The organism is Streptococcus sp. NLN64 (assembly GCF_015831295.1).
Classification (GTDB): Bacteria; Bacillota; Bacilli; order Lactobacillales; family Streptococcaceae; genus Streptococcus.
Genome location: NZ_JADXDQ010000004.1, coordinates 1 through 19,900 on the forward strand (window position 1 = coordinate 1; position 19,900 = coordinate 19,900).

The 19,900-nt window shown below is 41.5% G+C and carries 23 protein-coding genes; 4 read left to right on the forward strand and 19 right to left on the reverse strand.

From position 1 onward, the window contains the following. Nucleotides 1-489: IS110 family transposase (locus I2503_RS01180; RefSeq protein ID WP_196966779.1), on the forward strand; the 489-nt coding region annotated here is incomplete at its 5' end. Nucleotides 490-811: 322 nt separating this feature from the next. On the opposite strand, the gene I2503_RS01185 is transcribed toward I2503_RS01180, so the two are convergent. From I2503_RS01185 to dnaG, 3 genes are read right to left on the reverse strand one after another with little or no spacing between them, the layout of a single operon-like run. Next, complete coding sequence (locus I2503_RS01185; protein ID WP_196090832.1) at nt 812-1,141, reverse strand: metal-sulfur cluster assembly factor; 330 nt, start codon at nt 1,139-1,141, stop codon at nt 812-814. Nucleotides 1,142-1,150: 9 nt separating this feature from the next. After that, on the reverse strand, nt 1,151-2,263 hold the full coding sequence (gene rpoD / locus I2503_RS01190) for an RNA polymerase sigma factor RpoD (protein WP_196090831.1): 1,113 nt from the start codon (nt 2,261-2,263) through the stop codon (nt 1,151-1,153). 3 nt (nt 2,264-2,266) lie between these two features. Next, nucleotides 2,267-4,033 (reverse strand): DNA primase, encoded by a 1,767-nt coding sequence (gene dnaG / locus I2503_RS01195; protein WP_196966780.1) that lies wholly within the window; start codon nt 4,031-4,033, stop codon nt 2,267-2,269. 163 nt (nt 4,034-4,196) lie between these two features. Here dnaG and mscL point away from each other — a divergent pair, with 163 nt between their 5' ends. Next, nucleotides 4,197-4,571 (forward strand): large conductance mechanosensitive channel protein MscL, encoded by a 375-nt coding sequence (gene mscL / locus I2503_RS01200; protein ID WP_196090829.1) that lies wholly within the window; start codon nt 4,197-4,199, stop codon nt 4,569-4,571. 369 nt (nt 4,572-4,940) lie between these two features. On the opposite strand, the gene rpsU is transcribed toward mscL, so the two are convergent. The 11 genes from rpsU to I2503_RS01255 all read right to left on the reverse strand — a co-directional run bounded on the left by rpsU (nt 4,941) and on the right by I2503_RS01255 (nt 12,510). Then, the gene (gene rpsU / locus I2503_RS01205; protein ID WP_000048054.1) at nt 4,941-5,117 is read right to left on the reverse strand and encodes a 30S ribosomal protein S21; all 177 of its coding nucleotides are present in this window, start codon (nt 5,115-5,117) and stop codon (nt 4,941-4,943) included. 69 nt (nt 5,118-5,186) lie between these two features. After that, nucleotides 5,187-5,927 (reverse strand): tRNA (guanosine(37)-N1)-methyltransferase TrmD, encoded by a 741-nt coding sequence (gene trmD / locus I2503_RS01210; RefSeq protein ID WP_196090828.1) that lies wholly within the window; start codon nt 5,925-5,927, stop codon nt 5,187-5,189. After that, nucleotides 5,917-6,435, reverse strand: a complete 519-nt coding sequence (gene rimM / locus I2503_RS01215; RefSeq protein WP_196966781.1) for a ribosome maturation factor RimM — start codon at nt 6,433-6,435, stop codon at nt 5,917-5,919. Before rimM ends, trmD begins: the two co-directional genes overlap by 11 nt. Before the next feature lie 88 nt (nt 6,436-6,523). Then, nucleotides 6,524-6,766, reverse strand: a complete 243-nt coding sequence (locus I2503_RS01220) for a KH domain-containing protein (RefSeq protein WP_196090826.1) — start codon at nt 6,764-6,766, stop codon at nt 6,524-6,526. Between the two features lie 13 nt (nt 6,767-6,779). Continuing rightward, a complete protein-coding gene (gene rpsP, locus I2503_RS01225) occupies nt 6,780-7,052 on the reverse strand; it encodes a 30S ribosomal protein S16 (RefSeq protein ID WP_196090825.1) in 273 nt (90 codons plus the stop codon). 135 nt (nt 7,053-7,187) lie between these two features. Then, nucleotides 7,188-8,927, reverse strand: a complete 1,740-nt coding sequence (locus tag I2503_RS01230) for a hypothetical protein (RefSeq protein ID WP_196966782.1) — start codon at nt 8,925-8,927, stop codon at nt 7,188-7,190. Next, nucleotides 8,924-10,006 carry a carbamoyl phosphate synthase small subunit gene (locus I2503_RS01235; protein ID WP_196966783.1) on the reverse strand — a complete coding sequence of 361 codons (1,083 nt, stop codon included), beginning with the start codon at nt 10,004-10,006 and terminating at the stop codon, nt 8,924-8,926. The genes I2503_RS01230 and I2503_RS01235 overlap by 4 nt, the downstream gene beginning before the upstream one ends. 35 nt (nt 10,007-10,041) lie before the next feature. Then, nucleotides 10,042-10,845 (reverse strand): SDR family NAD(P)-dependent oxidoreductase, encoded by an 804-nt coding sequence (locus tag I2503_RS01240; protein WP_196090822.1) that lies wholly within the window; start codon nt 10,843-10,845, stop codon nt 10,042-10,044. Between the two features lie 2 nt (nt 10,846-10,847). Beyond that, on the reverse strand, nt 10,848-11,369 hold the full coding sequence (gene pyrR, locus I2503_RS01245) for a bifunctional pyr operon transcriptional regulator/uracil phosphoribosyltransferase PyrR (RefSeq protein ID WP_196090821.1): 522 nt from the start codon (nt 11,367-11,369) through the stop codon (nt 10,848-10,850). Between the two features lie 173 nt (nt 11,370-11,542). Further along, complete coding sequence (locus I2503_RS01250) at nt 11,543-12,178, reverse strand: Pr6Pr family membrane protein (RefSeq protein ID WP_196090820.1); 636 nt, start codon at nt 12,176-12,178, stop codon at nt 11,543-11,545. Next, nucleotides 12,178-12,510: a zinc ribbon domain-containing protein YjdM gene (locus I2503_RS01255; RefSeq protein WP_196090819.1), complete on the reverse strand. Its 333-nt coding sequence runs from the start codon at nt 12,508-12,510 to the stop codon at nt 12,178-12,180. The genes I2503_RS01250 and I2503_RS01255 overlap by 1 nt, the downstream gene beginning before the upstream one ends. Before the next feature lie 148 nt (nt 12,511-12,658). Here I2503_RS01255 and I2503_RS01260 point away from each other — a divergent pair, with 148 nt between their 5' ends. Beyond that, entirely contained in the window at nt 12,659-13,291 is a 633-nt protein-coding gene (locus I2503_RS01260) for an MBL fold metallo-hydrolase (protein WP_196090818.1), read from the forward strand. 75 nt (nt 13,292-13,366) lie between these two features. After that, a complete protein-coding gene (locus I2503_RS01265; protein ID WP_196090817.1) occupies nt 13,367-13,648 on the forward strand; it encodes a helix-turn-helix transcriptional regulator in 282 nt (93 codons plus the stop codon). A gap of 601 nt (nt 13,649-14,249) precedes the next feature. On the opposite strand, the gene pepV is transcribed toward I2503_RS01265, so the two are convergent. The 5 genes from pepV to pstB (I2503_RS01290) all read right to left on the reverse strand — a co-directional run bounded on the left by pepV (nt 14,250) and on the right by pstB (I2503_RS01290) (nt 19,896). Beyond that, nucleotides 14,250-15,650, reverse strand: a complete 1,401-nt coding sequence (pepV, locus tag I2503_RS01270) for a dipeptidase PepV (protein WP_196966784.1) — start codon at nt 15,648-15,650, stop codon at nt 14,250-14,252. 83 nt (nt 15,651-15,733) lie between these two features. Then, nucleotides 15,734-17,530 carry an excinuclease ABC subunit UvrC gene (gene uvrC / locus I2503_RS01275; RefSeq protein ID WP_196090815.1) on the reverse strand — a complete coding sequence of 599 codons (1,797 nt, stop codon included), beginning with the start codon at nt 17,528-17,530 and terminating at the stop codon, nt 15,734-15,736. Nucleotides 17,531-17,662: 132 nt separating this feature from the next. Further along, on the reverse strand, nt 17,663-18,316 hold the full coding sequence (gene phoU / locus I2503_RS01280) for a phosphate signaling complex protein PhoU (RefSeq protein WP_196090814.1): 654 nt from the start codon (nt 18,314-18,316) through the stop codon (nt 17,663-17,665). Between the two features lie 8 nt (nt 18,317-18,324). Next, nucleotides 18,325-19,083, reverse strand: a complete 759-nt coding sequence (pstB, locus tag I2503_RS01285) for a phosphate ABC transporter ATP-binding protein PstB (RefSeq protein ID WP_196090813.1) — start codon at nt 19,081-19,083, stop codon at nt 18,325-18,327. A gap of 9 nt (nt 19,084-19,092) precedes the next feature. Continuing rightward, nucleotides 19,093-19,896, reverse strand: coding sequence for a phosphate ABC transporter ATP-binding protein PstB (pstB, locus tag I2503_RS01290; protein WP_196090812.1), 804 nt, complete (start codon nt 19,894-19,896; stop codon nt 19,093-19,095). Between the last annotated feature and the right edge of the window lie 4 nt (nt 19,897-19,900).

Below are 19,900 nucleotides of genomic sequence, written 5' to 3' on the forward strand. Positions count from 1 at the left end.
GTTCGAGAAATCAGAAATCTTGAAAAAATCATCAAAGATATCGATAAAGCTATCGAGGATATGGTCGAAACAATTCCTGAATACCAGTGTCTAACCTCTATTCCCGGTGTTGGGAAAGTCTACGCTGCTGGTATTATTGCAGAAATTGGGCAAATTGAACGATTCAACGATCACCCTCAAGTCGCTAAATATGCAGGTCTTAACTGGAAAGAATCGCAATCTGGAAACACAAAATCTCAAAACACATCTCTTGTGAAAAGAGGCAATCGTTATCTACGTTATTACTTAGTTGAAGCCGCCAACTCTGTCAGACGTTATGACGAAGAATACAAAGCCTATTACCAGAAGAAGTGTCAAGAAGTACCAAAAAACAAACATAAACGAGCTCTCGTCTTAACTGCTAGAAAATTTGTGCGTCTGGTGGATGTGCTACTACGCAACCGCCAACTCTATACGCCACCAAGGAGGCTTATGGAAGATACCTATTAGGATCTGCACACTCCTTGAAAATCTAGTGAAAATTGGTTGAAAAACATCATTTTTCGCTAGCTCTTTTCAGTGCGCCCTTTTTTCTGAAAAAAAGAGTAACTGCTCAGAACTTTGAACTTGACTTTTCACCACTAGACTTTTTATGACTGGAACTAGTGTATCACTCCATAAAACAAAAATCAATATCTAGTGAAACATCTGAACAACGTACTATATATTGTGTTTTAAGTCATAGAAAGCAAGGTTCCAATTGCAAGCTAGCATCACACCCCCCAACATCTAGCGACAAAAAAAGCCGGAAAACTCCGACTTTCTTATTTTTTTATTTAATTCCCAAAGCAATTCGCGCGTAGCGACTCATTTTTTCGACGGTCCAGGCTGGATACCAAACAAGTTTAACATCCACCTTCTTAACTTCCTCCACTGGTTTGAGGGCATCATAAATTTGTGAAGTTAACAAGTCAGCTAAGGGGCAGCCCATGGTCGTGAGGGTCATATCAATTTCTGTATGGCCAGATTCCCCATCAAAACGGATTTCATAAACCAAACCAAGATTAACAATATCAATTCCTAATTCCGGATCCATGACGTCTTCCAAGGCATGGAGGATCTTGGTTTTAATTGCTTCTACTTCTACTTCTGTATAAGACATAGTTACTCCCTAATCCTCAATGAAATCACGTAAAGGCTTCGAACGACTAGGTTGACGAAGTTTACGCAAGGCTTTTGCTTCAATCTGACGAATCCGTTCACGCGTCACATTGAAAACTTTTCCAACATCTTCGAGCGTCCGCATTTTTCCATCATCTAAACCGAAACGAAGGCGAAGCACGTTTTCTTCGCGGTCAGTCAGTGTGTCTAAGACTTCATCCAATTGTTCACGAAGAACAACTCGAGTTGTATAATCAACTGGGTTCTCAATGACCTCATCCTCAATGAAATCTCCCAAGTGACTATCATCTTCTTCACCAATTGGGGTTTCAAGAGATACAGGTTCTTGAGCAATTTTCAAGATTTCACGGACCTTATCAGGGGTCATATCCATCCGTTCAGCAATTTGTTCTGGAGTTGGGTCCTGTCCCAATTCTTGAAGCAAGGTCCGTTGCTCCCGAACCAATTTGTTGATGGTTTCAACCATGTGGACTGGGATACGAATGGTCCGTGCTTGGTCAGCAATCGCCCGTGTGATAGCTTGACGGATCCACCAAGTCGCATACGTTGAGAATTTGAAACCTTTGGTATGGTCAAACTTATCAACGGCCTTCATCAAGCCCATATTTCCTTCCTGAATCAGATCCAGGAACTGCATGCCACGACCGACATAGCGTTTGGCAATAGAGACAACCAGACGTAGATTGGCTTCAGCCAAGCGTTGTTTAGCTTCTAGGTCTCCTTGCTCAACTAAGATAGCCAGTTCTTGTTCTTCTTCATTGGTCAGAAGAGGTACTACCCCAATTTCTTTCAAATACATACGGACAGGATCATTGACTTTGGCAGAATTACTTCCCAGCAATTCCTCATCTGACAAATCCTTCTCCTCTTCCTCAGCTGCCAATACGCGTTGACTTGGATTTCCATCTTTGTCAGTTACGGCGATACCCGCATCCTGAATACGTTGTAAAAGATTATCAATCCCGTCTGCATCTAAACTAAACGGAATAATTAGGGAGCTATTAATTTCCTCATCGGTTGCGGTTCCGGAAAGCTTATGATTCCGAATAAACTCTGCAATTTGAACATCTAATGTTGTTACTTCTTTTTGTTTTTTAGCCATTCCTTACTCCATTTTTCTTTTTTGGGCAATCAGTTCATTTAAATCCATCGCAGCTTGGTCATGTTGACCTATTTGCACAGATGCTTGAATATTTTTGGCAATTTCTTTATTTTTTTGTTTATGCTTTTCCCATTCTTGGGTTTGCATTAATTGTTCAATTTCCTCATCCCCAATTTGAGGAGGTAAATTCATTTCTAGAATTTGGTACCACAGGCGATTAATCTCTTCTGTTGCTTCCCCCAAATCTTGGCTGGTTAGTTGCCCTTTCTCTAACAATAGCTGATAGAGCTGTTCATGATTCTTTTCAACAAAGTGAAAATTTTCTAAAAAGCGAAATTCATTTAACAAGGAGCTATGGTGGATTAAGCGATGAAGCAGTTGCCTCTCGGTTTGGGCCAACCTGCTCTGAGGGAGACGGACCTGCACCTCTACAGGAGCGATACGAACCTGATTTGCGGATCCGGCTGCTACTTGCACACGAGCCTGGGCAACCATCTGCTCCACCTGCACTTGGTCAAAAGCAGAAGCCTCTTGGGTCAGTTTCCTGATATAAACTTCCCTCAATAAATCCGAGGTTAAAGCTGCAATATAAGGAACCAATCGCTCTACATAGGCCAATTGAGCCTGAACTCCCTGAAGATTGGACGGACGGTAATAGTCCATCAGAAACTCAAGGGCATCCATACGCGTTTCCTCAAGACAGGTTCGTAACTCTTCTGAAGAATGGGCTTGGAGAAATTCATCTGGATCCATACCTTGAGAAAAGCGTACAACTTCAACTGGAAAGCCTTTTAATTCCTGAATTGCTTTCTCAATAGCTGCCTGTCCAGCATTATCTCCATCGTAGGCCAGAATCACAGAAGGATTATAGGCCCGTAAGCGTTGGACATGTTCAGATGTCAGGGCTGTCCCCATGGTTGCGATGACATTTCGAACACCGGAACGGTAGGCAGCGATGACATCCATAAAGCCTTCCATCAGGTAAACTTCTTTGCTTTTTTTAATATGAGGGAGAGCCTGATCCAAGTGGTAGAATTCAAAACTCTTATTAAAAATCTTGGTCCGTCTGCTATTTTTGTACTTTGCCTGTTGATCAGATTGGTTTCCAAAAATGCGGCCTGAAAAACCAATAACTTGTCCCTTAATATTGGTCAAGGGAAACATAATTCGGTCATGGAAGGAATCAACTAAGCGGTTCTGCTCAATATGAAAGAGACCAGAATCTAAGTAGCGGTCTTCCGGAAAATCAAACTTTTGAACCACCCGGTCATAAAGAAACCCTCCTCTAGCAGGCGCTAATCCAATTCCAAAATATTCAATATCCTTGCGGCTTAATCCCCGCGATTCCAAATAAGCTAGAGCTTCTTTCCCCATCGTAGATGTCAGTAAAATGGCTTGATAAAAAGTCGCAGCTTCTTGGTGTAAGGCTATCAAGTCTCCTTCAACTGAAGGTTTCTTAGCTGGAACCTGTCTAGAGGGAGCAATGTCCATGGTTTCGCCATTAAACTGAGCTACTTTGGCCACTGCCTCCATAAAGGGAATTCCATCAATCTCTTCAATAAACCGATAGACATCTCCTGACTTGCCGCAACCAAAACAATGGTAAAATTGTTTTTCCTGGTTCACGTTAAAGGAAGGTGTTTTTTCTCCATGAAAAGGACAAAGTCCTAGATAATTACGACCAGCCTTGGTCAAAGGAAGGTAGTCTCCGATGACATCCACAATGTTCACACGACTCTTTAAATCTTGAATATCTTGCGTTGAAACCATGTCCCCTCCTTCCGGTTATTATTCCTTCATTTTATCCTAAATAACCACTTTTGTAAAACAAGCCGTTTCTAGTTTCCCCTAAAAAAAATCAAGCAAATCCATTGTCTTTTTAATCTTACTTAGCTATAATGTATTCGTATCAAATAAAAGAATGGAGATTCTTATGTTAAAAGAATTGAAAGATTTCCTCCTACGTGGAAATATTGTTGACCTTGCTGTGGCTGTGATTATCGGGGCTGCTTTCGGACAGATCATTACTTCTTTGGTAGAAGATGTCTTGACACCAATCTTCTTGAACCCTGCTTTGAAAGCTGCTCAAGTTGAGAAAATCGCTGAACTTACTTGGAACGGCGTTGCATATGGTAGCTTCCTAAGTGCTATCATTAACTTCTTAATTATCGGTACTGTTCTCTTCTTCGTTGTTAAAGCTGTTGAGAAAGCTCAATCTATCGGAGCTAAAGAAGAGGAAGCTGAAGTTGCTGGTCCAACAGAAGTTGAATTGCTTCAAGATATCAAAGCGCTACTTGAGAAAAAATAATCATCATAGAGGGCTGAGACAGACGTCTCAGCCTTTTTCTACTCAGATTTTATAAAGCACAAAATCTAAATCTCCATGTTTGATTTCAGTGAATCCAGGGAATTTATCAGCATGCAAAGTAGGTTTTGAAATGTATTTTATACTCATTACATTTCAAAATCTGACTATGTTAATCCTGTTCGCCGAACCCTCAGTTCTGTCCTCATCGGATTGCCTTTTCAGATTTCGAGCTGTTTCGAGTAATAATTTTGGTGTAAACGTCCTTTAGACATCCAACTATGTTGAATAATCTCTTTTGAACGAATAGGTCTTCCTTCAAGGATATCTAAAATAGTAGAAAAAAGCAATCCGACTGGACTGCTTTCACTATTAGAATTTCTTACGTTTACGAGCTGCTTCTGATTTACGTTTACGTTTTACAGAAGGTTTTTCATAGAATTCACGTTTACGTGTTTCTTGAAGAGTACCAGCTTTAGTAACCGCACGCTTGAATCGACGAAGTGCATCATCTAATGATTCATTCTTACGTACCACTGTTTTTGACATTCCATCTCACTCCCTTCAAGTTAAAATCTATTATATTATACAGGAGTCTGCTACTGCTGTCAAGCTTTTTTACTTAAAGAATTCATCAATATCACGATTTTCTTCAATTAACTGTAAAAATCGCTCCTCCTCTTTGGTTAGCGTATAGTCTTGAAGTAAATCCGGCCGCCTTTCTTTTGTTTTTTTCAAACTTTGAAAAAGACGCCATTGCCGTATACGCTCATGGTGACCACTCATTAAAACGTCTGGAACTGTCATCCCTCGGAAATCGTAAGGACGTGTGTACTGGGGATATTCCAAAAGACCTGAAGAAAAACTATCATCTGTATGACTACATTCCTTCCCAATAACTTGTGGAACCAGACGAACTGTCGCGTCAATAATCGTCATGGCCGCTAGTTCTCCCCCTGTTAAGACATAATCCCCCAAAGAGATTTCATCTGTCACTAACGGTTTAATCCGCTCATCATAACCTTCATAGTGACCACAAATAAAAATCAGTTGTTTTTCTTTGGATAACTCTTCCGCATAAACTTGATCAAAAGAACGACCTGCAGGATCTAAAAGGATGACTCGTGCTTGTTCACGACCTTGGATACCTTCAATGGCATCATAAATTGGTTGGGCTCGGAGTAACATTCCTTGTCCTCCCCCATAAGGTTCGTCATCTACATGACGAGCTTTTTCTGCCGCTTCCCGGAAATTATGATAATTCATGTCTAGCAAGCCTTTTTCTCGTGCCTTACCGACTATAGAGTGCTCCAAAGGCGAAAACATTTCTGGAAAAAGGGTTAAAATATCAATTCTCATCGTCCAATCCTTCCGGAACTTCAACGACTATTTTTCCAGCTTCTAAATCCACTTCTAGGACTACTGGTGGAATGTAAGGTAATAGCAAATCATTCTTCCCTTTTCTTTTTACGACCCAAACATCATTGGCACCCGGCTGAAGGATTTCCTTGATGGTTCCAAGCAGTTGATTTCCTTCATAGACAGGGAGACCAATAATTTCATGGTAGTAGAAGGCACCTTCTTCCAAATCACTCAGGTCTTCTATCGCAATTTTCAACTGATAAGTCTTGTACTTTTCAATATCATTAATATGATACATGCCTTTAAATTTGATAATATCAAACTGCTTAGCCTTACGGTGACTGTGAATCTCTACCATTTGAACGAACTGATCCTGAGGATCAAACAAGGCCAATTGGCTTCCCTTTTTAAACCGCTCTTCTGCAAAATCCGTAACAGATAGCACCCGCATCTCCCCTTGTAAACCTTGGGTATTGACAATGGTACCTACGTTTAAATACTCCATCTAACTCTCCAATTAAAATAAAAAACTGGGACCAGGGCCCCAGTAGTCTTAGCTTCTTCAAAAGTTCGAACGACTCCAAGTAACAAGATCACTCTTGTTCATCAATCACAATCCGAACTTTTTTTGAATCGATTGGGACCGAATAAACAATCGTCCTTATCGCTGAAATCGTCCGCCCTTTCCGACCGATTACCCGACCAACATCCGACGGATGTAAATCCAAATGGTACTCCAGAAATTCAGGCGTATCCTCGATACGAATGGTTAAGTGGTCTGGATGTGAAATCAGTGGCTTCACAATCGCAATAATGAGATTTTCAATCGTGTCCATAAGCTAACCTTTATTATTTAGAGAGTTTTGACTCGTGGAATTTCTTCATGATTCCAGCTTTTGAAAGAATGTTACGCACTGTATCAGATGGTTGTGCTCCATCAGCCAACCATGCCAAAACGCGCTCTTCTTTAAGAGTCACTTGGTTTTCTTCAACAAGTGGGTTGTAAGTTCCAACTGTTTCGATGAACCGTCCATCACGTGGAGCACGTGAATCTGCAACATTGATACGGTAAAAAGGTTTCTTTTTAGAACCCATACGAGTCAAACGAATTTTAACTGCCATTTTATAAATTCTCTTTTCTAAACTTTTTCTTTGTGTTAAGGAAACTCAACAATAGCTATTCTAACACCTTCTCAAAAAGCTGTCAAGTTTTTTTCTTGACAGCTTTTAATTTTTTTCTTGACAGCTTTTAATTTTTTAATCGAATCCAGTACGGGTGTAGAAATGACGTAGATTCAGGCTGCGAATTTCAGGACTTCCATAGAGTTTGTCTGGATCCTCCAGTAATAGAACCTGGTCAATGAGCTCAGGAATCAGTGGTTCTAGATACTGTTTCATTCCCGCTTCCAAAGGACTATTGCTACCGACTAAGATGGATTCCTTCCATAATTCCTGTCCCAACCAAGGGTTCTGATCGGAATACAGGAAGACTGTGCTTGGATGCACATTTTGTTGGGCTTCGTTCTCCATTTCATAGCTCGAATAATAGGCTACAGCAAACCCAATCCAACCTTCAATTTCCTTATAGGTAGGAAGAATGCCCTCTGAAACCCGCAACTGCCAAATAGCCTCTTCTGATTCATTCCATAATTTAGCAATGCGGAGATCCGATAGACCTGCTGCCTTTGCTTGTCGAAGCAATTCTAAATCTCTTGACTTTTGAACCAGTTCTTTTTCCAACTCAACGACAGATTGTAAGGCCTCTAAAAAAAGAGGATCTATATGCGTCAAGCCTTGGATATAGGAAACCGAAAGGCCACGTCTAAGCCCCTCAAGAAGATACAGCAAGCGGTCTGACTGCTGTCGAACCAAATGATCAATTAAATCCTCTTCACTCAATCGCTCCAGTGGAAAATCCAGCCGTGCTTCTAAAACAGCCAATCCTTTGAGCAAGCTGGCTTCCAAATTTCGAGCATAGGCATAAAACTGTCCAGTTGATTGTCGTCGGAGTGCTCCATCAGCTAAATGGTCTTGGCTAAAATCCAAGGGGAACCGAGCCACCAAATAGTCCATGACCGGTTCTCCAGCCTTCCAACCTGGCATACTTTGAACAGGATTCCCTTCCAAAATGTGCAGCATCAATTCTGCCATGGGTAAGCGTAAAATTTGGCTCATCATCAAAGCACTATCATTTAATCCCAGTCCAACTTGTAGAAGAAAAGCCTGCTGCTTCTGTGGATTCCAAGCAAAGCGTAAAGAGATCAGCCCTTGTAAACGCAAGCCTCGGGCCAAACGAATCGAATAATTCCGTAAAAACTGAATATCTGAATCTGACAAGGTTTGAGCTGGAAATACAATGGTCGCATCTTCCCTGTGCAGACCAACAGGTTCAATATGCTCCGCGGTCCCCAAGATAAAGCTGGAATCATAAGAATCACGAACCAGTACTAACTCGACTTCTCTCAAACCTTTCATTGGACTCTCCAGATAATAGGGGAGGGGTAATACCAAATCCTGGAAATATTCGTAAGCAGTTTGAAGCTCTTCTATATTTCCAACCGTTATCGGTTCCTGGCCATGCATTTGTAAGGAATCCCGAAGCAAGACGGGAAAAGTCAATTCCTGCATCCGATCCTGTATATCTTCCCAGCCATAAACCAATTGACTATTGGTCATATTCAGTCCTAATTGTTTCAATTGAGACTGGAAGAGCTCTGCATGCAAAAGATATTCTAAGGAAGCAGCAGGATAACTATGCCATCTTGATCTCATTTGCATCCAAGCTTCTTGTTTTTGAACTTCAATTAGGAGATCGATAAGTTCACGATCCAAAAACAGCGGGAAAATAGTGTACTCAGGATTTTCCACCAATGTAGCCAAAAGGGATTCTAAATCCCTAAAAGCATGGTGAATCCAGTTTTTATTTTTTTGTAGGAGACGATTGAGGGTCCGCTCCTGATTCTGATTTAATTCACTAGGTGTCAAAACAAGTTTCATTCTGAACGACCTCCTTGATCCAGTAGTGTGAAGAATTCATCCAGCAAATAGATAAAATCATGAGGACCCGGAGAACCTTCTGGTGAAAACTGAACCGATAAGACTGGTCTTCGACGATGGCGATATCCGATCACATATTTTTGATCTAAGGTTACATGTGTCGCGAAGAGCTGCTCGGGAAAATTCTCTCTTTTAATAGGATACTGATGATGGTAGTCCGTAATCAACACTTGATTTGTAAGAGATTCATACAGAGCATGCCTGCCCGTAATTCCATGAGCCAATTCTTCAAGCTCTGCTTGGTTGGCTAATGAGAGGAGCAGGTGACCTAAACCTACAGCTAGAATCGGATATTGGTCCTGAAGGGTTCTCAATGTAGCCAATAATTCATTCGTAGCCAAATAACGGGGGTCACCTGGTCCACTGGAAAGAACAATCGCATCTGGTTGGTAGTTGTGAATTCTATCCAATGGGGTATCAAATGGTAGGACAATGATGTTACTATCACGTTTGGAAAACTCCCGAAGTAGGGCATGTTTAACCCCAAAATCTAAGAGAATAATGTTTTTCCCTACTCCTGGTACGGGAAAGGGGGCCCGAGTTGAAGCTTGTCTAGCATCATCTTTGGGAAGAACAGTCGCAACCAGCTGGTCCAATAGATGATGCAGGCTATCACCTTCATCTGCAATGGTAGCTTTTAAAGGACCTTCCTTCTGCAAAATTCGAGCCAAAGCCCGGGTATCAATTCCCTGAATTCCGGTAATTCCCTTTCCTTTAAGATAGGCATCTAAATCTTGTTTTTGTTTCCAAAAAGAGCTCTTGTGTCGATAATCCGATACAATAACAGCCCGGCAGGAAGGTTGGAGGGATTCATCTAACTCCCGATAAAAGCCTGAATTACCCACTCGTGGATAAGTGAAAGCTAAAAGCTGACCACTATAGGTTTGATTCGAAATAATTTCCTGATGGCCACTTGTATGGTTAGACAGAACAATTCTGCCGGTGACATCCTGTTCAGCCCCTAAAGGCTGCCCTTCAAAGACTTGACCATTTTCTAAAATCAACAATCTTTTTGTCATCACTTACCTCCTCCCATTTAATTCATTCGTAGTTTTTATTTAAAATTAGCAAAACGCATGGTCAACCAGCGAGCTAAGTTTGGAAAAAAGCGATGTCCCCAATATGCCAATCGCATGGTAAACGGCATATTTACCTCTCTTGGCATGGAACCAGTTTTTAAAACCAAATTCGCTAACTTCTGAGCCACCTGATTGACATCCATTGCAAAGCGATCTACATGTTGAATGTAGTCCTGCATCGTTGAACTATGATCAAAAAAGGGTGTCCGAACAGGTCCGGGATTCACAACCGTTACTGCGACTCCAGAAGACTCTAACTCCATCCCCAAGGCTGCAGCATAGGTATTTATTGCACTCTTACTAGCAGCATAGACTGAGGACTGAGGAGTTGGTAATTTACCGGACATGGAGGCCACAATGAGAAGCTTACCATTGCCCTGCTTTACCATCTGTTGACCAGCAGCTTTGGACAAGATAATCCCTGATAGGGTATTCAGTTGAAACTGATTCACTACTTCTTCCAGATTTATGTCTATAGCTGGTTTGAAATCTCCTGCGCCCGCAACCTGTAAAACCACATCCAAGCGCCCCAATCGATTCAATACCGCTTCAACCATTGCTGGGATCAATTCCAGTTTGGTCAAATCTAAAGGATAAACCATAACATCCACAGAACTGTGAGTTCTTAATTCTTCAGCAAGCGTTTCTAATTTTTGCTGGTTCCTTGCTACTAGGACCAAGGAAAAATTGGATTGCTGGGCTAATTTTCTAGCAGTAGCCTCCCCAATTCCACTCGAAGCACCTGTAATCAAGACAACTGTTTTTGAAAGCTGGGACACTCTTACTCACCTTCGCTCAACAAGACACAGTCTTGTCCATCTAGCTCTGTTAATTGAACAGAAATCTTTTCTTTGGAACTGGTTGGAATATTTTTGCCAACATAGTCCGGTCGAATCGGAAGTTCACGATGTCCGCGGTCCACTAAAACAGCTAATGAGACTTTGTTTGGCCGACCACGACTAATGAGGGCATCGATAGCCGCTCGAATGGTTCGCCCTGTGTACAGAACATCATCCACTAAAATAATATTCCGTTTATCAACATCAAATGGAATATGAGAGGTGTCTTCTCCTCCCTTTTGATCATCTCGAAAAGGATTGGTATCCAGTTCACCTAGAGGAATTTGAATCCCTTCCAACTGTTCCAAGCGTTCTTGAATCCGCTTAGCCAAATAAACGCCCCTGCGTTTGATGCCTACCAAGGCAACTTGGTCTAAATCCTTATTGCGTTCCATAATTTCATAGATGATTCGTGTGATCGCACGTTTTAGCGTCACATCATCGACCACTTCCTTGACCCGCATATCTCCATTCTCCTTTTTTTCTAAAACTAAAAACCTCCTTATTCAAGGAGGTTCTACAAAATAAACTGCACCCAGTTTCTTCCATTCGACTCTCCTTGCCTGCCTCACAGGACAGAATTAAAGGAAATTTTTCTTAAACTAGAGTAGCATCTTTTAATCCTTTTTGCAAGAAGTTAGCCAATCTTGCCGGATTTTTGCCAAATTTTATTTTTAACAGCAAATAAGAGATAACCTACGAGGAGGTAGGCTACAAAAATAATCGCTGCATACTGAAGCACATAGGTCCAGCCATACTCCGTAACATCCAAAAAGAAATAAGCAAACGGACTATGATCAGCGCCAGGAATCGGCCATTTCAAGATCAAACCATTCAGTAAGGCAAAAGCTAGATAGAAAATTGGAAACGAGGTCCAAATCCAAGGATCCACCAAGCGATATTGGCGACCTCGATCCCAAACCAAGGTATCCACAACAAATGCTAGGGGAACCAGATAGTGAACCAAGAGATTTTTAAGAGTATAGAAATCCTCTGGGTCAACCGATGGTGATAAAAGTACATGGTAAACCACAAAAGTGATTAAAATAGCCATGGTCACACCAGCTTTAACCCGGTAAAATTCTTGTGTCCGACTATTACGCCAGGTCCAAAGTGTATAATACAGAAAGACCCAAACTAGGATATTGGACAGAACTGTATAGTAAAGCAACATGCCCCAGCCATCTTCAAAGAGTTCCAGACTAATTCCAATTGATGAAAGAATTAATAAGAGCAATCGATAACCAAGGATGAATTTTGTTCGAGCAGCCATTAAACTTTTTTCACAAACTCAGATTTCAACTTCATAGCGCCAAAACCATCAATTTTACAGTCAATATTGTGGTCGCCCTCAACCAAGCGAATATTCTTAACCTTGGTTCCTTGTTTTAAATCTTTCGGAGCCCCTTTAACTTTTAAGTCTTTGATTAGCGTTACGGTATCACCATCAGCCAACTTCACTCCGTTAGCATCAAGAGCAACAATTCCTTCCTCTACTTCAGCGTTTGGATCCCATTCGTAAGCACATTCAGGACAGACCAACAGAATGCCATCTTCGTAGACATATTCGGAGTTACATTTTGGACAATTTGGTAGAGTGTTCATTCTCTTCCTCCATCTTTCATTTTTCTACTTAAAACATTATAGCAGTAGACACTAAATTGGTCAAAATTTTCTAAGTTGTTCGGTTTTCTATTCTTTCTTCAGTTAGAATTTTACTAAGCATGATATACTTATAGTGAAAGGAGTTCCTATGCCAATTCATCAATCCTTTAATCCACTTGCTGGAGAAAATACCTATTATCTAGAATCGGAAACTGCGCTTATTTTGGTAGACCCTGGAAATGACTTGGAAACCATTCACGCCAAATTAAAGGCCATCGACAAATCTCTCATCGCCATCTTTCTCACCCACACTCATTATGATCACATTTTTTCATTAGAGACAATTCGGGAGGCTTATGACCGACCGCCAGTTTATGTTTCCCCTCTCGAAGCTGACTGGTTAATGGACCCTATCAAAAATTTGTCCGGTTTAGCCCGTCACCAAGACCTTCCAGATATTGTTTGCCGACCGGCTGAATGCTACTTCGAAACCGGACAGCTACTCAACTTGGAAGACTTTTCTTTTAAAATCCTAGCAACTCCTGGACATTCAGTTGGTGGAGTTTCCCTGGTATGGGAAGCGGAAAATGCTGTTTTGACTGGAGACTGTCTCTTTAAGGAGACCGTGGGACGTTGGGATCTCCCTACTGGGAATCAGCAGATCCTGCTGAGCTCCATTCGGGAGCGACTCTTTTCACTTCCCGACCACTACCAGGTCTTTCCAGGTCATGGGGATAATACTACCATCGGTCACGAAAAAAACTACAATCCTTTTTTCTAAATTATCCTAGTTTTCATTGTTTTTACTTTTAAATTTTGATATAGTAAGGGCAATTACATATGAAGGAGCCGGTCAATGTTTGATAGTAAAAAATTAAAAAAACGTCGCTTAGAATTGAACCTTCGCCAAGAAGATATCTATCAAATCCTGGCAATTCCTCGTTCTTTGTATGCCCAATGGGAATCGGGAGCACAAATCCCAACCTACCAACAAGTTTTACAGTTGTCAAAGATTTTATCAGTTGAAGATACCTATCTGATTGATCCCAAAGATATTTTTAACATCTACCTTAAACTCTCCAAGAAAAACAAAAAAAAGGTAGACGAATTCGCCTACCATCTCTATAAACAGCAATAACAGCCAGTCCGTTTGGGCTGGCTGTTATTGTATACTCTTTTATACCTATACTCATTCATACTCATTACATTTCAAAATCTGAATGTGTTACACTCTTTTAGTTTATCTTTTGTTACTGTGTTAGCTCGTCTTGCCGTACTTCAGTACTGTCTGCGACTCGCTGCCTTGTACTAAAAGCAAACTAAAAGACTATATTAAATAAAGCTGCTGTCTCTTTACGTGTATGTCCCTCTTTAACATATTCAAGGACACGTTTTCTAAAATCAATTCCGTATGCCATAAAAATAGTATGTCACATACAGTTTATAATCTAAAAAACTATACTCTTCTTCGCCGAACACTAAGTACTGTCTTCATCGGATTGATGGCAAGCGATGCTTGCTTCATTACCTATAAATTTTAATCCAATTTCTGGATTAAAATTCGTTTCAGATTTCGAACTGTTTCGAGTATAAATTTCAAATTCTGACGTTGTCAAGCCTCTTCGGTGAACTTTAGTTCTACCATCATCGGCTTTTCGAGTTATCTCTTTGAAATTTTTCGAGTATTCCGATTTTGAAGTTGGTTAAGTATTAACTAAAAGACTATATCTCCTAAAAAATTAACGAATCAATTCATAGATAGCCTCAGCATAAATGGCTGCGGCACGGAAGAGATCTTCCACTTCAATAAATTCATTGGCTTGGTGCATGGTGTCGATATAGCCAGGGAACATTGCTCCATAGGCTACACCGCGCTTCAAGAGACGTCCAAAAGTTCCACCACCAATTACTTTTTCATGTCCTTTCAGACCTGTGTGTTTTTCATAAACTGCAAGAAGGGTCTGAACGAGTGGGTCTTCAGCAGGCACATAGTGAGGGGTGTGGCCATGCTGGGAAAGCGTCACCTCTACTCCAGATACCCCTGCCAATTTTACTTGGATCTTTTCTGGTGTCATTCCTTGTGGGTAACGGAAGTTTAGAGCAATTTGACTCTGGTCTGATTCTTTTTCAAACCGGAAAACCCCCGCATTCATGGAAAGAGCTCCCATACGATCATCCACGAAGTCCAAACCAAGAGCACGCGCATCATGATCATCTTTCAGAATTCGACCTGCTAAATCTAGATAAGATTGAGCAGCTCCTGTGAATGGATAGTCGGACAAGAAGGCTGCCAAATAGGTAGCTCCATTAATCCCCAGATGTGGTGAGGCACCGTGAGCAGATTTTCCAATTAGTTCCAATTCTAGGCCGGCCTCAAGCTCCCGAGTTTGCCCCTTCAAGCCGACTTCGTGTAAATAATTGTTGAATTCTTGAACCATAGACTCCGGTGCAGCTTTAATCACCGCCTTGGCAGCTTCTGGCACCATGTTCTCACGGAGTCCCCCAGTAAAGGAAAGCAGTTGGAGCCCTTCTTCCTGTTGGCCATCATAATGGAGATAGGCTGTGATATTTCCTTTTTCACCATTAATAATGGGGAATTCAGCATCCGGAGAAAATCCAAAGTCTGGTTCTGGAAGTCCGACATGTTCAAAATAATAGTCCATGTCTGCCCATCCAGATTCCTCATCTGTCCCAACTACAAAACGCACTTTTTTAGAAGTTGGAAGCCCAAGTTCCTTAATAATTTTCAAACCATAATAACAAGCCATGGTAGGTCCCTTATCATCACTAGATCCACGTGCATAAAGACGACCATCTTTGACAACGGGTTTATAAGGATCCGTTTCCCAACCACTTCCAGCTGGAACAACGTCCATATGGGCAAAAATCCCAAGAACTTCTTCACCTTCACCATACTCAAAATGACCAGCATAGTTATCAACGTTTAAGGTTGGATAACCATCTCGTTCTGCTAAAGCAAGGAAATGCTTAAGTGCTGCCACTGGACCTGGTCCAAATGGATGCTCCGCATCCGCTAGATCATCTCTGCGCTCAGAGTTAATTTCCAAGAGACTAACCAAGTCCTTGAGTAAATCTTCTTTACGCAATTCAACTTCTTTTTGAAAATCTACTGTAACCATATACTTCTCCTTTGCTTTCTATTCTACCACTTCTTTCAAAACTATGGGGATCCTTCCAGGATGAATGATGGACTTTTGAAAGTTTAGCCTTCTTTTCCCTCTTCCTTATCCGCTAATCTCTCCTTAACGCGTTGGGCAACGGCTTGAGGGATTCCAAGAGACTGAATTTCCTCCAGACTAGCTGCCTGAATTTTGGGAATACTTTTAAAATGTTTCAAAAGAGCTTGCTTCCGTTTTGGCCCCAGACCTTCTATACCATCCAGTCTAGATGAGAAAGAATTTTTACTCCGAACTTGGCGATGAAAGGTGATGGCAAAACGATGAACCTCATCCTGAATGCGGTGTAAGAGGAAAAATTCTTGTGACTGCCGTCCAAGCTCCACAATTTCTAGCGGGTCCCCAAAAAGTAGTTCATGAGTTTGATGGCGGTCATTTTTCTTTAATCCCGCAATCGGGATAGAGAGCCCCAACTCACCGTGGACCACTTCTTTTGCCACCGATACCTGACCTTGCCCTCCATCCATGATGATCAAATCCGGTTGTGGAAGGTTTTCACGAATCACCCGACTATACCGTCTCCTGAGCACTTCTCGCATACTAGCATAATCGTCCGGGCCCTTAACCGTTTTAATCTTGTATTTACGGTAATCCTTTTTACTGGCCACTCCATTGACAAAAACCACCATGGCAGAGACCGGACTTGTCCCCATAATATTGGAGTTATCAAAGGCTTCAATGCGGTAAGGGGTTGAAATCCCCAATTCGCGCCCCAGATTTTCGACAGCCCCTTGGGTTTTCTCAAAATTCTTTTCCAGTAGATCAAATTTTTGCTGGAGCGAGACTCGCGCATTTTTGCTTGCGAGACTGACCAGCTGTTTCTTTTCTCCCCTTTGAGGTTGGCGAATTTTGGTGTCGACCAAGGCTTGAGCAGATTCCAAATCCACATCGATGGGCAGCAGGATTTCATTCGGAATCAGATGATTCGCCTCCTGATAAAACTGTCCTAAATACGTCAAGAAATCCTCTTCAGCATCATTGTAATAAGGAAAAAGGCTGACATCCCTTTCAATAAGCTTGCCTTGGCGAACAAAAAAGACTTGTACACACATCCAGCCTTGGTGAACAGCATAACCAAAGACATCCCTATTTTGCAAATCTTTGGCCATCACCCGTTGTTTAGTCCGCAAGGTAGCAATCGCTTGTAAGAGATCTCGATACTCAGCAGCCCGCTCAAATTCCAAATCTTGAGCCGCAAGCTCCATTTTGTCTTTTAGCTCATTCAAAATTTTATCATCCTGCCCCTTTAAAAAGTCTGACACTTCTTGGGCCATGTCCATAAAATGCTGATGGTCATAACCTGTTACAGTATGGGCATCACACTGGTGGAGATGGTAATAAAAGCAAACCTTATCAGCTGGATTACTACATTTTTTAAAGGGAAAAATGCGATCCAGGAGTTTCTTTATTTCATTAGCCGCTCCCACATCTGGATAGGGCCCAAAATACATGGCTCCATCTTTTTTAACCTGCCGAGTGGTAATCAGGCGAGGATAATAGTCATTTGTAATTTTTATAAACGGATAGGACTTATCATCCTTGAGCATGATATTGTACTTAGGACGATTTTCTTTGATCAGATTGATTTCAAGAAGGAGGGCTTCGATATTGGATTCCGTAACAATAAATTCAAAATCAGCAATTTCAGAAATGAGGGCCTCCGTCTTCGTGTCATGACTCCCTCGAAAATAAGAACGAACACGATTTCGTAAATTCTTGGCTTTACCGACATAGATAATGGTTCCCTGTTGATTCTTATGAAGGTAACAACCAGGACTTGTCGGTAGCAGCGCCAATTTATTCTCAATTAATTCTGTACTCATACTAAAATTGTACCATTGCTCTTGCTTTTTGCAAACGAAAAAGCTAGGAATCATCACCTTCCTAGCTTTCGTCTTATACTCCTCAAAAGTCAAACACTACCTTATCAGGTTCGTTTTGATTTTCAGTGAAGATTATAATTCAACAATTTCACCTGTTTCCAAGTAAACAACCCACTCACAAACGTTTTTAGCATAGTCACCAATTCGTTCAAGGTAGCTAATCACTTGGAAATAATCCCGACCTGCCACAATGGCTTCTGGATTGTGTTTGATTTCTTCTGTTGCCAATTCTTGGATTTTTTTGAAATAATCATTTACTTCTTCATCCATCGCCGCAACCTTATAAGCGGAGTCAACATCTCCTTTGAGATAAAGGTCTAAAGTCGCTTCTACAAATTCCTTGACTTTTTTCCCCATTTTGTTGATTTCTTGCTCAACAGCTTCAATCCGAACTTCGCCTTTTACACGAATCGTTGCTTGAGCGATGGATACCGCGTGATCTCCCATACGCTCAATATCACTGGATGCTTTTAGAATCGTAATAACTGTCCGCAAATCTTGTGAAACAGGTTGTTGGAGAGCGATAATCTCCAGTGATTTTTCTTCTAACTTAATTTCATACTTATTGACGTCTGCGTCATCTTCAATGACGGCACGAGCCAATTCACGGTCGTGAGTGACGAAGGCACGCACAGTCCGGTTAATCTGAGATAGAACTTCGGTTCCCATCGCATAAAACTGATTGTGTAGTTTTTCTAATTCATTTTCAAATTGTGTACGTAACATATGAACTCCTATCCAAATTTACCTGTAATGTAATCTTCCGTCTCCTTGTGTTGCGGGTTGAGGAACATGTCTTTAGTTGAACTATATTCCAGACAATTGCCATCAAGGAAGAAGGCAGTTCGATCAGAAATCCGAGATGCCTGTTGCATAGACCGAGTAACCAAAAGCAAAGTATACTGATCCTTCAAACCAAAGAGAGTCTCTTCAATTTTTCCGGAAGAAATTGGATCCAGGGCAGATGTAGGTTCATCCAACAAAATAATTTTTGGACTGGTTGCCAAGACCCGAGCCACACAGACCCGCTGTTGTTGTCCACCAGATAAACCAAGCGCAGAATCGTGCAAACGATCTTTGACCTCGTCCCAGATAGAAGCCCCTTTCAGAGATGATTCCACAGCTTCATCCAAGACTTCTTTGTCCTTAATCCCTTTAATCCGAAGACCATAAACGACATTCTCATAAATGGTCATCGGGAAGGGATTCGGTTGTTGGAAGACCATTCCGATTTCCTTACGCAACTCTACTGTATCCCGCCGAGGACTGTAGACCTCATGTCCATCGTAAACGATAGAACCTGTCAAACTGGCTTCAGGATTTAGGTCATTCATCCGGTTGATAGACCGTAAAAGAGTCGATTTTCCAGATCCCGATGGTCCAATGAGAGCAGTAATTTCATTAGGGTAAAAGTCTAATGAAACACTGTTGAGGGCTTTCTTTTTACCATAGTAAACGGATAAGTCTTTCACACTTAAAATAGGTTCTGTCATGACTTCCTCCTAACCAAAACGTCCTGATACATAATCACTTGTAGATTGTAGCTGGGCATTTTGGAAGATTTTCCCAGTCTCATCGTACTCGATTAAATCGCCCAAATAGAAGAAGGCGGTATAATCACTAGCCCGTGCAGCTTGTTGCATATTGTGAGTGACAATGATAATAGTGTAGTTCTTCTTCAACTCCAACATCGTCTCTTCCAGCTGCATGGTCGCAATTGGATCCAAGGCAGACGCTGGCTCATCCATCAAAAGAATATCCGGCTTAACGGAGATAGCTCGAGCAATACAAAGCCGTTGTTGTTGTCCACCAGACAAGGTGAAGGCAGATTTATGAAGATCGTCCTTCACTTGATCCCACAGAGCGGCTTGTCTGAGTGAAGTCTCTACAATTTCATCTAAGACTCTCTTGTCTTTTACCCCTGCCCGCTCGTGGGCAAAGGTAATGTTTCGATAAATTGATTTGGCAAATGGATTAGGCCGTTGAAAAACCATCCCGATATGCTTGCGCATTTCATAAACATTGATATCTGGTCGATTGACGTCGACTCCCTCATAGAGAATTTCCCCAGTCACCCGAGCAATATCAATAGTATCGTTCATCCGATTCAAACTTCGCAAGTAGGTTGATTTTCCTGAGCCAGACGGTCCAATGAGAGCCGTGATTTTGTTTTTCTCAAACTGCATATCAATGCCCTTGATGGATTCATTTTGCCCATAATAGACATGAAGGTCCTTGGTCTCTAGGGCAACTTTTTCTTCTGGGAAGCGAATAATGTGTTTTTCATCCCAATTATACGTTGTCATTTTT